Genomic DNA, 15,164 nt, shown 5'->3' with positions numbered 1-15,164 from the left:
TATCCGAAGCTATTATATAAATTGTTTTACTGATTGTTTTCTATAAAATTATCGATAATAACAGGCAAACCGTCACGCAATTGCATGACACCCGTTACCAAAAGAGTATCGCCAACATTTAATCCGTTTAATACCTGAACGGATGACGCTGTACGCATACCTTTCTTTAGTACTATCTGATGGGCTACGCCGTTCTTATATACGTATGCAATATCACGTCCCATTTCTGCTATCGTAGATAAACTAGGGATGACTAAAGTATTCTTTATCTCCTGCAATTTTATCTCAACATTAGTAGAGAGACCCGGTTTTAATTTTCCTCCGGGATTGGCATACAAAGCTCTGGCTTTTAGAGTGAGTGTTTGTCTATCGAGGTTAGACTCTACGGCATAAACTGTAGCTTGGTATTTGTTTAAATCATTATCGAATGTAAAGGTGAGAGGTGTTCCGGGCTTTACATTATTTACTTCTGATTCATTTACCGAAAACTCTATTTTTAATGGAGTTATTTTGGTTAGCCGAGATATTATTATAGAAGGTGAAGCATATGTTCCTTCACTCACTTGTCTCAAACCTATGATACCATCAAATGGAGCACGTAGTTCCGTCTGGGCTATTCTTGTTTTTACCAGTTCAATATCAGCCTTCAATTTTTCCAACTCTGTATTGACAGACTCGTAAGCTTCTTGACTTACTGCGTCTTTTGCCAATAATGCCTTTTGACGGTAAACTCTGTCTTCGGCAAGAGGTATTTGTGTTTGTAATTTCTTCAACTCAGCTTGTAGCGGTTTATCATTCACTTTGGCTAAAAGCTGTCCTTTTTTTACATTCGAACCCTCTTTGAAGTGTATTTCTGTTATCATACCTGATGTTTCGAATGATAGATCAACTTCCTCATCAGGGATCAATACACCTTTCACCCTGATGGTATTATCAAGGTTACCGTATTTTAAGATCTGGGCATTAACATTCAGTATCGTACGATTGCTTGTCCCTTTGTTTCCTGGTGGAGTTGGTGACGGATCGGCATTCGTGGTTAAAAGACCTTTGATCTTTGGGTAAAAAGCCATTCCGGCAATAAATAAAAGAATAACAATCAGAAGTCCTATTTTTGTTTTTTTGTTCATAGTAAATATTCTATTTTGGGCTTATAATACAGGTTTCCAAGAATACGATTTAAAATAGAAGGAAAGGTTTAATTTATCGGATGTATTTTAATTTTTGTTTGCATTACTAAACAAAAATTAAACAAGACTTATTCTTCTCTCCATTTTCTTTTGGCTCATTGTTTATTGAGAATCTTTTTTAAGTTTTGTGTCGATCTATTTTACAAATATAATATTTAAAATAGAAGTGTTACAGGATTATAAAATGTCCTTAAAAAGTGATGTCTTAGAATGTCCTAAAAATAGTTATTTATTCAGATTCATTGCCTCTGCAATGGCTCAATATTCAAATGAGATAGTTATATTTGTAGAGTTTAAAAAATAACCTAAACATAAAGATACCTTATGAAGAAAGATATTTTTCATCTTAAGTCGAAACAACTAAAAGAAATAGCCCAGTCGCTCCAACACAAGGTAGAGGTTGGTCTGAGTAAAGAGAATGCCGAAATACAGTGTATTCCTACTTATATTATACCTAAAACAACCAGTGTGAACGGTAAGGCTACTGTTTTAGATTTAGGAGGAACTAACTATCGGGTTGCTGTAGTTGACTTCGTTGATGGTAAACCAACAATTCATCCTGAAAATGGATGGAAGAAGGATTTGTCTGTTATGAAAACTCCGGGTTTTACAGAAGAAGATTTGTTTAAAGAACAAGCCGATCCCATAGGAGAAATCAAGCGTGATCAAGAAACTCCAATAGGATATTGTTTTTCTTATCCGGCTGAATCTCTGCAAAACGGAGATGCCAAGCTTCTTAGATGGACAAAAGGTGTTGACATCAAAGAAATGGTAGGAAAACCCGTAGGACAACCATTGGTAGATTATCTGAATCAACGTAATGATGTTAAATTCAATGGTGTAAAAGTAATCAACGATACAGTCGCAAGCTTATTTGCCGGACTTACTGATTCTAGTTATGACGCTTATATCGGGCTGATTGTTGGAACAGGTACAAATATGGCTACTTTTATCAACGCTGATAAAATAAAGAAACTAAATCCTGATTACAAACTGAGCGGGCTGATTCCTGTAAACTTAGAGTCAGGTAACTTTAACCCTCCTCATCTCACAGCTATCGATGATAAGGTAGATGCTTGCTCTGATGCAAAGGGTGCTCAACGTTTCGAAAAAGCTGTATCGGGTATGTATTTGGGAGAAATCCTTAAATCGGTTTTCCCGTGCGATGAATTCGAACAAAGATTTGATGCTCAGAAGCTGACTAATATCATGAATTATCCTGATATTCATAAGAAAAGATATGTAGAGATTGCTCGTTCAATATACGAAAGATCAGCCAAGCTAGTTGCTGCATCTATCGCCGGATTGGTTTTGGTGCTTGTATCACATGACCCATCTATCAAGAAAATAAGATTGGTAGCCGAAGGTAGCTTATTCTGGAGTGAATACAGAAAAGGCAAAAACTATAAAGATATGGTAATGTCTGAGTTACAAAAACTTCTTACAGAGTTTAATCATGGAGATGTTCATGTACATGTGGCTCAAATGGACAATGCAAACCTTATAGGTTCTGCTATAGCTGCTTTGTCGTAAACTAAAGATATAATAGCAAGTAGGGGTTTGGATGTTTCCAAATCCCTTTTTTCTTATAATCAATATCGGTTAAGTCACTTTTTATAAGTATTTTTGCCCTGCAAATAACTATTTGTCGTTTTATTTTATCTGGACTATTATATGACTATGTTAGAAAAAGCAGTTGCCGCACTCCCTATAAAAGGATATCTGAATATGGAAATACCGAAAGGTATAAATCTGGTAGAAGAGATTAATAAAATGCGAAAAGAAAAGAATGCTATCATTCTTGCGCATTATTATCAGACAGGCGATATTCAGGATATAGCCGATTTTTTGGGAGACAGTTTACAACTGGCACGTGCCGCAGAAAAGACAAATGCAGATCTGATTGTATTCTGCGGAGTGCATTTTATGGCCGAAACGGCTAAAATTTTGAATCCGACCAAAAAGGTAGTTCTTCCTGATTTATTGGCCGGTTGTTCTTTGGCGGATTCTGCGTCAGGGGAGGGGATTCGTGAAATGAAGAAGAAATATCCGAATGCCATTGTTGTGAGTTATATCAATTGTGACTCTACAGTTAAGGCTGAAAGTGATATAATTGTTACGTCATCCAATGCCGAGCACATCATAAACTCTTTGCCGGAAGATCAAGAAATTATATTTGCTCCTGATAAAAATCTGGGTAGATATATCAATCAAGTGACTGGACGAAATATGATACTTTGGGACGGCGCTTGTATTGTGCATGAAGCATTCTCTCTGGAACGGATTGCGCAGCAGATGTTAGAACATCCGAAGGCTAAACTTATAGCTCACCCCGAAGCTCAAAAACCGGTTTTACAGGTAGCTCACTATATTGGCTCTACAGCCAACTTGCTCAATTATGTAGTGAACGATAGCAGTCAGGAATTTATTGTGGCTACAGAAGAAGGTATCTTGCACGAGATGAGAAAGCGTGCACCACACAAAACTCTAATTCCTGCACTGACGATTGATGATAAATGCAATTGTAGCGAATGTCATTTTATGAAATTAAATACAATGGAGAAATTGTATTTGTGTATGAAATATGAGCAGCCTGAGATATTGATGGAAGAAGAAATCCGACTAAAAGCATTGAAGCCTATAAATAGAATGTTGGAATTGTCTAAGGCTATTAAATAAACAAATAACAAAAAGTGATGATTTATGAATTGTGAGCACATAATGTTGTGTGTTTGTAATCCGTAATTTATAATTCATAACAAAGAATGATATATACTGATGTTTTGGTGATAGGTTCAGGAATATCCGGCCTGTCGTATGCTTTAAAAATAGCACAACAGAGACCCGATACTAGGATAACAATTATCACAAAATCAGACGATGAAGAGTCGAGTACCAAGTATGCACAAGGAGGGGTTGCTGTTGTAACCAATTTCGAAAAAGATAGCTTTGATAAGCATATTGAGGATACATTACGAGCGGGAGACGGATTGTGTAAACGTGAAGTTGTAGAGATCGTAGTGAAAGAAGGCCCTGAGCGTATCCGCGAAATGGTGGAGTGGGGTGCTAATTTCGATAAAGACGAGTTTCAAAGTTATGATCTGGGACGTGAAGGCGGACATACCGAAAACAGGGTAGTGCACCATAAGGATATAACCGGAGCAGAAATAGAAAGAGCATTGTTGCAAGCTGTAGAGCGACTCGAGAATGTTACTTTACTCAACCATCATTATGTTATCGATTTGCTTACCGAGCATCAAGTACCTCAATCCGAATTTGATAAATATAACCTCCACTGCTATGGAGCATACGTGTTGGATATGAAAGCCAGCCGGATCATTAAAATGACGGCAAAAATTACACTAATGGCTACCGGAGGATGTGGGCATGTATACAAAAACACGACAAACCCGACTATAGCTACAGGTGACGGTATTGGCTTGGCTCATCGTGCAAAAGCCAGAATCAGCAATATGCAATTTATACAGTTTCACCCGACTGCATTCTATAGTAATACGACAGGTCAACTACCTTTAATATCGGAGGCTGTAAGAGGCTTTGGAGCTAAATTGCGTACTGCTTCAGGAGAGCCATTTATGCATAAATACGATGATAGGGAAGAGCTGGCATCACGGGATATCGTAGCACGAGCCATTGATAATGAAATGAAGTTGCGTGGAGACGATTATGTTTGTCTGGATTGCCGACACTTAGATCAACGAAAGTTTCTCGAACATTTTCCAAATATCTATAAGCAATCTAAAGATGAAGGGCTGGATATGTTCATGGATTTGATTCCTGTGGTACCGGCAAGCCATTATCTATGCGGAGGAATCGATGTAGACTCATTTGGACAAAGTACAATAAAGAATATGTTTGCTGTGGGCGAATGTTCGAATACCGGACTTCACGGCGCAAACCGTTTGGCTTCCAATTCTTTGCTTGAAGCTCTCGTTTTTGCACATCGTGCAGCAATGAAAACGATAGAACGCTTGCATGAAGATAATTTTAATTATGATCATCTTCTAAAAATTCCGGAATGGAATCAGGAGGGGATGCGAGTGAACGAAGAAATGGTTTTGCTAAATTATCTTCGAAAAGAATTACAGACATTGATGAGTGATCTTGTTGGCATTGTGCGCAGCAATGCCCGTCTCAAAATGGCAAAGCAGAAAGAAGAAGAAATATACAAGTCTGTAAAAGAAATATATAAATTTTCGATATTATCGCCGCAACTTTCAGAATTAAGAAATCTGGCTAGTGTGGCTTATCTGATTATAACCCAAAGTATAGAACAAACCGAGAATAGAGGTACATTTTATAATAAAGATTTAGATATTCATGAATAGACCTTCATACGTAACTGATAGTAGATTATATCATTTTATTGATGAGGCCATCAAAGAAGATATTGGCGACGGAGATCACTCTACATTGGCCAGTGTGCCTGCTGATCTTCAGCAAAGAGCTCATTTGATCATAAAACATGACTGTATCTTAGCCGGTGTTGATCTGGCAAAAGAGATATTTCATTATTATGATAAAAATCTGGAAATAGAAATCCTCAAAAATGATGGGGATCAAGTAAAAGAAGGCGAGATCGCATTTATTGTATCAGGTGCGGCTCGGTCGATTCTCACAATGGAACGCTTAGTCCTAAATTGTATGCAGCGTATGAGCGGAATAGCTACATATACGCATCGGATGGTAGAGTTGCTGGCAGATACAAATACACGTATTCTGGATACCCGAAAAACGGCTCCAATGTTCCGTATGTGTGAGAAGTGGGCTGTGTATATCGGCGGTGGTCAAAATCATCGTTTCGGTCTTTTTGATATGATTATGCTAAAAGACAATCATAACGATTATGCCGGAGGAATAACCAATGCTGTAGAGGCCACAGTGAAATACTTGAAAGAGAACAATAAAAATCTCCGAATAGAGGTAGAAACACGCAACCTGAAAGAAGTAGAAGAAGCTTTGGCTACAGGTGCAGTGGACGTTATTATGCTCGATAATATGTCTTTATATGAAATGAGTGCTGCTGTAAAACTAATAAACGGAAGAGTAAAGGTTGAAGCCTCGGGGGGTATTACAGAAGATATGGTGCATGATATAGCTAAGACCGGAGTTGATTATATTTCTTCGGGAGCAATTATATATTCTGCTCCAAATATTGATTTAAGCCTTAAAGCATTTTAATTTTTATCTGAATTGCCATGAAAGCAGAAGAGATTCTATCCTTACGTCTATCAAACCATCAACTTGATGGTTCATTCCTGGGCGAGGCATACGAGTTGGTTTCGTGGATGGGAGCTATTCAGGCACAAGACTATAATATGGCGAAATGGGGCATCGGTATACGTATACCCCAGATTACCGATCAGAAGATTGAAGCGGCTTTGGACAAAGGTGATATTTTACGTCTTCATATCTTACGTCCTACTTGGCATTTTGTAGCCAAGGACGATATATACTGGATGCTATATTTGAGCGTTCCGAGAGTGAAAACTGCAATGCGATCTTATGATAAGGATCTGGGACTTGCCGAACCATTTATAGCCCGTACAAATTCAATTATAGAAAAGGCACTTCAGGGAAATTCATTAACACGCCAAGAGCTGAAAGATGTAATAAATAGGGCAGGTATAGATGCGGATAATAGAACCGTTAATCATATAATGATGCATGCCGAGTTGGATGGCGTTGTATGCAATGGCGAGATGAAAGGCAAAAAACAGACGTATGCTTTGTTGCAAGAAAAAGTTCCCAAAATGACCAATCAGTTCGATAAAGATGAATGCCTGTATAAATTAGCGTTCAAATATTTCAGGAGCCATGGCCCTGCTACTTTAAAAGATTTTATTTGGTGGTCGGGATTGACTACAGCAGAAGCCAGACAAGGGATAGCTCTGATAGGGAGCGATTTTATTCATGAAACAATAAATGATCAAACTTATATTTTTCACAGAGACTCTAAACTCGTCAGCAGTGATAATTTGATAAATCTTTTGCCTGCTTTTGATGAATTTACAGTTAGCTATAAGGATAGAAAAGAAAGTCTGCATATAGACCATCACCATAAAATAATAACAAGTCCGGGAATATTCAGACCTGCTATCAGCCTTGACGGCAAAGTTATCGGTACTTGGAAAAAATCATCAAAAAAGAATGAAACTCTTGATACCGAACTCTTTTACGCATCAAGTAAGAAAACGCACAATTTGGTTACTAAAGCTATCGAAGGATATAAAAAATACCTACTTTAAGTATATATCATATACACTACAAATACAACATAAAATGTAAAAGTAAGGAAGATAAAGAAGCTATTTATTCCTATCAGAACAAAAGATTTTAAATTCGATACGAATCTGTTTTCTTCAAAAAACACCCTGTTTCCTCTGAAAAAATAGAATGTTACGTATAGCGTAGCAAAAGAATATAAAAGAAAATAGAATGTGGTATTTAAGTTTAACCAATCGAACAGACAGCTTAGAGTCGTTGCTATAGTTATCGTTAGCAAGGTCGTAGAAAAGAAATGTAATGTAAAGACAGCACTGTCGAAATAATATTTTTTCTTTTTATTATGGAACAACCATAGCCAAAAGGCAAAGAGAGGCATATATATAAAGAGAACTTTCGGGATGTTGTGAATGAAAAACTCGATAGCTTTTTCTCCTTTTTCTTTATCTTTTACATTTTTTAATATACCTGCTATAAATTGTTTTGTCTCATTCTCTGTCTTTTCATCTACACCCGAATTATTAATTTTATCTTCTATCTTGCTGACTTTCTCCGGTATTTTAGCCTCATTAATGAGATTTTTTTTATTTACGTCCAGCTTTGCTATAATCGTATCTAAAGAGTCACTATTTACATTTTCGCTGATCTCTTTTTGTATTTTTTCTTTGTTAGGTGCTGATACTTCAGGAAGGAGAGGGGGGATAAAAAAGGCAATGAAACTGATGAATATATAAAGAGTAAAAGGGTTCACATACGATTTTCGTTTTCCATTCATATACTCCAATGAGAGTTTACCGGGAGAAAGAAACAGATATTTTGCTGTTCTCCAAAATGAACTGTCGTAATGCAAAAAATCGAAGACAAAATGAGTAAATACATGATGGAAAGATTGCCTGCTTTCGCTGTTTTCTTGTCCACATTTAGGACAGTAGTGCTGTTCAACAAAAGCTCCACAATTTTGGCAAGTCTTGTTGATCCTGATTTTATGTTTACTCATAGTTCAAAAAAAAGCTATTATAGTTATTTGCTGAATCGATAGGTGATACCTAGTGTACCGTATATATTGTAGAACGTGAATTTAATAGGATTTGATCCCGAATAAAAATAAGGAAGAAGCCCCCAGGTAAAACTGCCATAAAACCCGATACGGTTATTTAAGCGATATTCACCTCCTGCTAATAGTCCAAAATCATAGTCACGAGAGTCGTCCCCAAAGTCGAATGTTGCACCCTCTCCGCTTATTTCTTGTTTCTGACCTACCGGAGAGTCTATTCTGATGTATCCATCATTTACATATCCGTCAAATGTGGATGAAAGGGTTTTTGCTGCATATACGCCCAGTTTCACTTGCCATTTGTCATTGAATCGGTATGTGCCATATATTGGTATGGTAAGATAAGTCATATCTACATTTGTTACATTCTTTCCTACAAAGTAACCTGTAAGCTTTTCGCTCCCTTCGGTCAGAGTAACACTTGTGTACATGTACTTCACATGATCGGAAACTCGCATCCCTTTCCAATCGAGACTTAGTCCTGTACCTACACCCCATCGTTCGTTGAGTTTATAGACTAGATTGAATCCTAATTGAGGGTTGAATTTTGGGTTGTAACTATTAATCTCTCTTACTTCAGCCGGAATAGGCACAGGAGCAGTTGCTCCCATATTAAACCCTAGGATAAAGCTCAGATCAAATGTTTTGTTATCAGAATTCTGCGCTGAAATATTATTACTTATCATTAATACTGTTGCAAGTACTAGGATGATGTTATATTTTAATCTCATCGGATATATTCTTATTTTATAGGATCAGATACTAGTTCAAGGTCATCAGCAATGAGAGTACTCCCGACCGCTCCCTGGTATTCGTTTCCATCTTTGCTTGATGCCAAAACAATCGTAAGACGATAATCATTTTTCGTAAAATCAAGATCTTCTTTATATCTGAATGGTATAGAAAAATGTATAAACCCATTGTTCGCTGGCGCTTCCACTATACTTTCGTCAGTATGAGACCATTTGGCTGTTCCTACAACTCTAGGCGATGTCAGAATTGATTCCCCATCAAGAAATTCTTCGTTTGCAGGAGCACCTTTACTCACTTTGAATATTATAGCATACATCGACAGCGAATCTGTTCTGTTTGCTATAACTTTTCCATCTCTACCTGTAAAAATATCGCCCGAGGTATATTTGTAGTAGCCATTGAACATGATTGGTTTACCATTTTCTTTCGGATGAGCCTGTCCCAATATTAGTGACTTTAGAGGGTTAGACATATTCGCGGAAAAAGCTCCTCTAAAAAGTGATCCCGAAAAAATAGGGTAGTCTATTCCAAAAACCGTTGTGCCTTTTATTGTGCGTAGTATCGCAGCATATTTTCCCTTAACACAGTCGGTCGTTTTATCAGTAGGATAATGATCCAACTTTAATGATCCGGTGCCTACCAAAATAGATAGTCCCGAGTTTGCATTACTCCATAATAGATCACTTAAAATCGGATACGGTGCTTTTTCTGTACCCGCTGTTGTCCATTCTTCGAACGTATTTTTGAGACTAATCTTGGAGGTTACTGTTACAGTATATGTTTTTGTATACTTCCCATCTTAGGAAGTTACTGTGTACATAACATTTTTTCCATTCGAAAAATCTTGAGAAGTTCCCGATTTTGGTTCGATCGTAGCACCCGCAGTAACTTCAATTATTGGTGTAAGGTGTGAGTAATCAGCATTGTCAGAAACGAAAAGCTGAACAGTATGCTCTGTTATAGCGCGAGTGATAAATACTCCATCTTCAACTTTCATATCTATAATGTCCGCCTCCATATTTAGCGGCTCATCTTTTATGCATGAAGTAATACTTAGCATACACAAGATAAATAGTGATAGATTCTTAATATTCATAAATTATTCTAAAAGAAACGATGATAAAGTTACACAATGATTTTGTGGCAGAAGTTTTTAGTTTTGTAAATTAATGCTTTTTAACGCTAAAATCTTCTGAGATAATTTATCATATTTCCTTCTGAGAATATGATATAGTTCCCGAATAGAGTCACTTCCTAGTAGTATATTTCAGTAGGAGTACTACTTAGTTCAACGTATAGGTTTTCATTTTTGACTGAAAAACGTACTTTGTTTTCCTTCGAGAGCCAACCTAATGCAAGAAGTATCAACGAATTTTTGTAATGTGTTAATTCTTCAATTTCCTGAACCGACATTTTGCCTCTTTCTGACAGATACTGCCAGATAGCTGTGGCGTTTATACGAATATCTTTTTTTAGCATGGCGAATAGTTTTAGTTTGGTTAAATAAAGCATATCTTATATGTAAATATACTAATTTTAATTGATTAACGTGACAACTAAGCCTCCTAATATTGTACCAAAACCACAATTTACCCAAGATTCAGCTGAAAGGGGATATGTTCCCCAATAACATGCAAAATAGTACCAATAGATATATGAGGCTATGAAACCGATCAACATACCTATCAGTACAATTTTGTTATGCAATATAAATTGTAATATATCTTTCATTATTGATTAAGCTAAAGAATATAGACCCGCATGACTTGTTTCAGGGAGTATAAGGGATTCTTCTTGTACACTTGGGAATACCGCTTCTCTAATGGCTCTGGCAAACATATTGTTTATTTTATGTCCAGGACAATTAGCTATAACTTTTCCCTTTATAAAACGACCGACTAAAGCTAAATCACCTACAATGTCTAACAATTTATGTCTGGCCGGTTCATTCGGATAAAGCAAAGGCTTGTTCATGATATATCCTAGCTTTGTAGAATCTTTTCTTTTTGCTCCCAGCATGTCAGCTAATAGATCGAACTTTTCTTGCTCTATTGGCTTATCGTATATAACAATAGCATTATCCAAATCTCCACCTTTCACTAAGTTATTATTGAGTAGAGATTCAATTTCTTTTACAAACACAAATGTTCGTGCAGAAGCAAAATCTTTTGGAAACTCAGATAGGTTATGCATTGTTGCATCTTGCCTTTTTAGGAATGTAGAGTTGAAGGATATATGTGATTCTATACTAAAAGACTCATCCGGAATTAGTATCATTGACGATCCGGTCGCTTTATCTACAACCTTAATTTTTTTGCGTTTTATCGAAATATATTCTCTTGCTGTATTCTGTATTTCTGTACCGACTTCTTTTATTTTGCTCACATACAAAATAGAGCTTCCATCTAATATCGGGAATTCAGGTCCATCTACATCTATCAGGCAATTGTCTATTTCGCATGCGTATAATGCAGCCATAGCATGTTCTACTGTACTCACATTAACACCATTGGCTGATACTACAGTTCCTCTTTGGGTAGCTGTAACGTTCTCTGCCAAAGCATTTATAATCGGTTTCCCGGGTATATCTACACGTCTGATCTTATATCCATAATTTTCAGGTGCCGGATTGAATGTGATATGTATATTTAGTCCTGTATGCAATCCTTTCCCTTGTAGGGAAAAACTGTTTTTTAAAGTACGTTGATAAACCATAATAATATTTCTTTAATTTTATATTTAGGGAATCTTGATCAGGCATGAGCCTGCAGAATATCCCCCGCCGAAGACCGATATGCATATCAGGTCTCCTCGTGCGATTTTTTTTATATTTTGTGCCAATACCAATAGGGCACCTGTTGAGCCGGTGTTGCCTAACTCTTGAATATTCGTTAATACTTTTTCTTCGGGTATTGCTAGTTGTTTCGCAACATTCTTTAATATTCTCATATTAGCTTGATGTCCAATGAAAAAGGTTAGATCATCTAACGAATATCCGTTGATTTCGACTATATCCTTCGTGTTTTGCGCCATATATGTGCAAGCCTGCATAAAAACATCCTTGCCATGAGGCATTTTCAAACCATCTCCTTTCGGATCAAGATACACTGCTCTCGAAGCTAATCCTATATGACCTAATCCTTGTGTTGTGATATCTATAATCTGAGGATCTTTTTCTGAATAGGACTCGGTTGAGAAAAAGTAAGCCGTAGCTCCGTCTCCCCACAAATGTCCAGATACGCAATCTGTATCATCCGAATATGTTGAGTTCCGATCGGCACAGATAAGCAATGCTTTTTCGGCTATCTGCGATGCGAAGAAAGAATATATGATTTCTATCGCATTGAGTCCCGATGAACATGCTGATGATACAAAGAATACTTTTGCATTTGATATATTGTATTTGCGCTGTACATAATGCCCTGTTGTAACAATTGTATCGCTAGGCGTATATGATGCAAAAATAATCAGATCTATATCTTCTATTTTGTAGGGAAGATCCGGTAATGCCGATTCTATGGCTTTGCTAGACATATAGTCTATCGTTTCTTCCTGCGAAGCTCTTGAACGAGTTAAGATTCCTGTACGTTGACTTATCCAATCACTTGTTAATCCGTTTATTTCGGTGAAATAATCGTTTGGAATCCTTGTTTTCGGGACGTAATATCCTATTGAGTTAATAAACATATTAGTGTGTTGTTTTATATTACCTACAACTATTTAGCAATCCTACTATAGATAATTTCCAGATTGGAGGTTGGAACTAAACCCATAATGCGACTTATTTCTTCTCCATTTTTAAGTATCAAAGTACAAGGAACCCCGGATATATTATGCCTTTTATATAATTCGGAGTTCTTATTTACTTCCGATCTGTAAAACTTACTCTTTTTGTTTGTTAGCTGATTTATATTATGCATCATTTTACCACAAATATTAGAGTCTTCTTTGTAAAAAATAATAGACACAATCTCAGTCGAATTTTCTATTTCAGACAAATCATATATTTCTTCTATTTGCGCAATCTCATTTTCAATAGAGTATGAGTTCCCGTTTATAGATATTAATCCTATAATATTTACCAGAATAAAAAAAAGGACGAATAGTAGAACGAAATGCCATGTCTTGAAACGAAATTTTTTTAATTCAAACATTCTTAAAAGAAATTATAGAAATTAGGTTTTATACAAATACCTACTCTTATATTCATCGTGTATTGATTGTAGCCGAGCAGACTCTCTCCGTACCCTTGGTAGAAACGAGCAAATAAATATTGGTTTGATCTGTCTGACATTTTAAATGCAGCGGTGAGTGTTGTATTTACATTACCCCATCCTTTTCGAGGATTGATATCTGCTGAAAGCCACCAGCGATGTTTATCACTTGTGTAGTTGACCGATACAAAGCCGAGTCCTCTATAATCTAGCAAATCTTTATTATTCCCCCCGTCTACATATGGAATCCAAACTTCCCCAGAAATATTGAATCGGGCGTTGAAATAATATTTCATTGATAAACTTAAATAGTTCCAACTTCTGGATTCTTCTTCATCACGCCCGTTGGATTCATGTTTCAACTGTACGAAGGCGGCACCAACTACTCTGTCTTTATACAATATATACTTTCCAAGCCCTACACCCGGATTGTAGTTTGTATCCCTGAATGGACTTGATTGAGCATATATGTTCCAAAATGATTTTTGTGTATAAGTTAAATACAAAAATGATTTGAAAGGTAAGATACTTCTAGTCAGTCGTTGTCTTATACTTAGCTGGAAAGTTACATCAGCAGAGTTTTCTGTAATTTTCTCATCCAGTGGTACCCCCGTAACAAAATAGGTGTCTCTATATACAGCGAATGCAGGCATTCGGTCTGCCATTTTTATAGCATCCCTCTCCGATATTTCTAAATGCCTTGGACGAAAAATGTGAGGGTCTTTCATTGCACTGTCGTACTGCTGACGTATGCTATCGTTGCCTAAATACATTAAATCTGTATCATTTTGAGCAAGTAGTGTAACTGATGAAATAATAAATATTATAAATATATAGCTTCTTAACATGAGGTAATTAGTATTATAAATTGTCTAATGATGATGAGTGTATAAATGAATTCTCTTTTCTGAGCGTTGTCTTGATATTTTTTTCTATGTTGCTGTTTTTATAATGAACATTCATTCACATTTCATTGTTCATCAACGCTATACTTTTATTAGGCTATATAAATAACGCATTACTTCCATCCTCCGATTCATATCCTGCATAACATTAATAGCGAATGAAGAATCGTTACAATCCCTGTCAGAGGTTTCTTTCACACTTGTATTATTAAACAAGATAGCTAAGATATCGATGTCTATATCATCCTTAATTTCACCAGCTTTTATACTATTTCGCATAGCATCTTTCCATGACTCCAAAGATCGATTGTTTATTATTTTGAAGCGTTCCAAGAAATTGGGATAATGCTTGCCGGCCTGTATTACAAGAGCTGTATAATTTAAGAAAATGGTATGAGTAACCCCTGCTCTGGTAAAAGCATTGACAAATATTTTTTGCCGCCTATGCATTACTTCTATAAATTTCTCTAAAGAGTATGTATGCTTATCCATATTGTGCTGCAACTTATCGAATATCTTAAAGAAATATTCATCGATAACAGCGTTAAAAAGCTCTTCTTTATTTTTAAAATAGCGATACAACGCACCCCTAGACATCTGTAATTCTTCTTGTAAGACAGATATTGAAGCACTATCATAGCCTTTATTCATGAAAACATCAAAGGCTCTCCTTAATATATATTCTCTACTATATTTCATTATTTGAGTTAAAAATAAAAGACGTGAACGATCGTTCACGTTGCAAAGATCATGATAAAATTTAAAAATGCAATATCTTTTTTGTTAAAAAATATTTTGCAAATGC

Annotated in this window: 17 protein-coding genes; 5 read left to right on the top strand and 12 right to left on the bottom strand. The window is 36.3% G+C overall.

Annotation, left to right across the window (positions count from 1 at the left end; genetic code table 11):
• Positions 1-26: 26 nt before the first annotated feature.
• A complete protein-coding gene (locus tag BGO84_RS01295) occupies positions 27-1,127 on the bottom strand; it encodes an efflux RND transporter periplasmic adaptor subunit (RefSeq protein WP_291026938.1) in 1,101 nt (366 codons plus the stop codon).
• A gap of 384 nt (positions 1,128-1,511) precedes the next feature.
• Here BGO84_RS01295 and BGO84_RS01290 point away from each other — a divergent pair, with 384 nt between their 5' ends.
• The 5 genes from BGO84_RS01290 (at position 1,512) to BGO84_RS01270 (ending at position 7,456) form a co-directional block, all read left to right on the top strand.
• A complete protein-coding gene (locus BGO84_RS01290) occupies positions 1,512-2,720 on the top strand; it encodes a hexokinase (RefSeq protein ID WP_283687637.1) in 1,209 nt (402 codons plus the stop codon).
• Positions 2,721-2,861: 141 nt separating this feature from the next.
• A complete protein-coding gene (nadA, locus tag BGO84_RS01285) occupies positions 2,862-3,866 on the top strand; it encodes a quinolinate synthase NadA (protein ID WP_291026936.1) in 1,005 nt (334 codons plus the stop codon).
• Between the two features lie 86 nt (positions 3,867-3,952).
• Positions 3,953-5,536 (top strand): L-aspartate oxidase, encoded by a 1,584-nt coding sequence (nadB, locus tag BGO84_RS01280; protein ID WP_135104396.1) that lies wholly within the window; start codon positions 3,953-3,955, stop codon positions 5,534-5,536.
• Positions 5,529-6,389: a carboxylating nicotinate-nucleotide diphosphorylase gene (nadC, locus tag BGO84_RS01275; RefSeq protein WP_291026934.1), complete on the top strand. Its 861-nt coding sequence runs from the start codon at positions 5,529-5,531 to the stop codon at positions 6,387-6,389. The genes nadB and nadC overlap by 8 nt, the downstream gene beginning before the upstream one ends.
• A 17-nt stretch (positions 6,390-6,406) precedes the next feature.
• Complete coding sequence (locus BGO84_RS01270; protein ID WP_291026932.1) at positions 6,407-7,456, top strand: winged helix DNA-binding domain-containing protein; 1,050 nt, start codon at positions 6,407-6,409, stop codon at positions 7,454-7,456.
• On the opposite strand, the gene BGO84_RS01265 is transcribed toward BGO84_RS01270, so the two are convergent.
• From BGO84_RS01265 to BGO84_RS01215, 11 genes are all read right to left on the bottom strand, one after another.
• A complete protein-coding gene (locus tag BGO84_RS01265) occupies positions 7,453-8,430 on the bottom strand; it encodes a DUF3667 domain-containing protein (protein WP_283687643.1) in 978 nt (325 codons plus the stop codon). The two genes, BGO84_RS01270 and BGO84_RS01265, sit on opposite strands and share 4 nt — an antisense overlap.
• 23 nt (positions 8,431-8,453) lie before the next feature.
• Positions 8,454-9,218 (bottom strand): porin family protein, encoded by a 765-nt coding sequence (locus BGO84_RS01260; RefSeq protein ID WP_291026930.1) that lies wholly within the window; start codon positions 9,216-9,218, stop codon positions 8,454-8,456.
• 11 nt (positions 9,219-9,229) lie between these two features.
• Positions 9,230-9,994 carry a PCMD domain-containing protein gene (locus tag BGO84_RS01255; RefSeq protein WP_291027148.1) on the bottom strand — a complete coding sequence of 255 codons (765 nt, stop codon included), beginning with the start codon at positions 9,992-9,994 and terminating at the stop codon, positions 9,230-9,232.
• 45 nt (positions 9,995-10,039) lie between these two features.
• A complete protein-coding gene (locus tag BGO84_RS01250; protein ID WP_291026928.1) occupies positions 10,040-10,336 on the bottom strand; it encodes a hypothetical protein in 297 nt (98 codons plus the stop codon).
• 158 nt (positions 10,337-10,494) lie between these two features.
• Complete coding sequence (locus tag BGO84_RS01245; protein ID WP_135104478.1) at positions 10,495-10,719, bottom strand: winged helix-turn-helix domain-containing protein; 225 nt, start codon at positions 10,717-10,719, stop codon at positions 10,495-10,497.
• A 57-nt stretch (positions 10,720-10,776) separates the two neighbouring features.
• On the bottom strand, positions 10,777-10,971 hold the full coding sequence (locus tag BGO84_RS01240; protein ID WP_135104402.1) for a hypothetical protein: 195 nt from the start codon (positions 10,969-10,971) through the stop codon (positions 10,777-10,779).
• Between the two features lie 6 nt (positions 10,972-10,977).
• On the bottom strand, positions 10,978-11,955 hold the full coding sequence (locus BGO84_RS01235; RefSeq protein ID WP_291026926.1) for a UDP-3-O-acyl-N-acetylglucosamine deacetylase: 978 nt from the start codon (positions 11,953-11,955) through the stop codon (positions 10,978-10,980).
• Positions 11,956-11,979: 24 nt separating this feature from the next.
• Complete coding sequence (locus BGO84_RS01230; protein WP_283687648.1) at positions 11,980-12,927, bottom strand: ketoacyl-ACP synthase III; 948 nt, start codon at positions 12,925-12,927, stop codon at positions 11,980-11,982.
• Between the two features lie 29 nt (positions 12,928-12,956).
• On the bottom strand, positions 12,957-13,394 hold the full coding sequence (locus BGO84_RS01225) for a thioredoxin family protein (RefSeq protein ID WP_291026924.1): 438 nt from the start codon (positions 13,392-13,394) through the stop codon (positions 12,957-12,959).
• A gap of 2 nt (positions 13,395-13,396) precedes the next feature.
• Positions 13,397-14,302 (bottom strand): phospholipase A, encoded by a 906-nt coding sequence (locus tag BGO84_RS01220; RefSeq protein WP_252638772.1) that lies wholly within the window; start codon positions 14,300-14,302, stop codon positions 13,397-13,399.
• Positions 14,303-14,440: 138 nt separating this feature from the next.
• Positions 14,441-15,058 (bottom strand): TetR/AcrR family transcriptional regulator, encoded by a 618-nt coding sequence (locus BGO84_RS01215; RefSeq protein WP_135104407.1) that lies wholly within the window; start codon positions 15,056-15,058, stop codon positions 14,441-14,443.
• Positions 15,059-15,164 lie beyond the last annotated feature (106 nt).

The sequence above is a fragment of the Dysgonomonas sp. 37-18 genome, assembly GCF_001899125.1.
Classification (GTDB): domain Bacteria; phylum Bacteroidota; class Bacteroidia; order Bacteroidales; family Dysgonomonadaceae; genus Dysgonomonas.
This window is presented reverse-complemented; position numbering and strand designations above follow the sequence as displayed.

Excerpts from the sequence above, each read along its gene's own strand:
- nadB (WP_135104396.1), top strand. The coding sequence starts at position 3,953 with ATGATATATACTGATGTTTTGGTGATAGGTTCAGGAATATCCGGCCTG.
- BGO84_RS01245 (WP_135104478.1), bottom strand. The coding sequence starts at position 10,719 with ATGCTAAAAAAAGATATTCGTATAAACGCCACAGCTATCTGGCAGTAT.
- BGO84_RS01250 (WP_291026928.1), bottom strand. The coding sequence starts at position 10,336 with ATGAATATTAAGAATCTATCACTATTTATCTTGTGTATGCTAAGTATT.
- BGO84_RS01295 (WP_291026938.1), bottom strand. The coding sequence starts at position 1,127 with ATGAACAAAAAAACAAAAATAGGACTTCTGATTGTTATTCTTTTATTT.
- BGO84_RS01290 (WP_283687637.1), top strand. The coding sequence starts at position 1,512 with ATGAAGAAAGATATTTTTCATCTTAAGTCGAAACAACTAAAAGAAATA.
- BGO84_RS01225 (WP_291026924.1), bottom strand. The coding sequence starts at position 13,394 with ATGTTTGAATTAAAAAAATTTCGTTTCAAGACATGGCATTTCGTTCTA.
- BGO84_RS01235 (WP_291026926.1), bottom strand. The coding sequence starts at position 11,955 with ATGGTTTATCAACGTACTTTAAAAAACAGTTTTTCCCTACAAGGGAAA.
- nadA (WP_291026936.1), top strand. The coding sequence starts at position 2,862 with ATGACTATGTTAGAAAAAGCAGTTGCCGCACTCCCTATAAAAGGATAT.
- BGO84_RS01240 (WP_135104402.1), bottom strand. The coding sequence starts at position 10,971 with ATGAAAGATATATTACAATTTATATTGCATAACAAAATTGTACTGATA.
- BGO84_RS01265 (WP_283687643.1), bottom strand. The coding sequence starts at position 8,430 with ATGAGTAAACATAAAATCAGGATCAACAAGACTTGCCAAAATTGTGGA.
- BGO84_RS01220 (WP_252638772.1), bottom strand. The coding sequence starts at position 14,302 with ATGTTAAGAAGCTATATATTTATAATATTTATTATTTCATCAGTTACA.
- nadC (WP_291026934.1), top strand. The coding sequence starts at position 5,529 with ATGAATAGACCTTCATACGTAACTGATAGTAGATTATATCATTTTATT.
- BGO84_RS01260 (WP_291026930.1), bottom strand. The coding sequence starts at position 9,218 with ATGAGATTAAAATATAACATCATCCTAGTACTTGCAACAGTATTAATG.
- BGO84_RS01230 (WP_283687648.1), bottom strand. The coding sequence starts at position 12,927 with ATGTTTATTAACTCAATAGGATATTACGTCCCGAAAACAAGGATTCCA.
- BGO84_RS01270 (WP_291026932.1), top strand. The coding sequence starts at position 6,407 with ATGAAAGCAGAAGAGATTCTATCCTTACGTCTATCAAACCATCAACTT.
- BGO84_RS01215 (WP_135104407.1), bottom strand. The coding sequence starts at position 15,058 with ATGAAATATAGTAGAGAATATATATTAAGGAGAGCCTTTGATGTTTTC.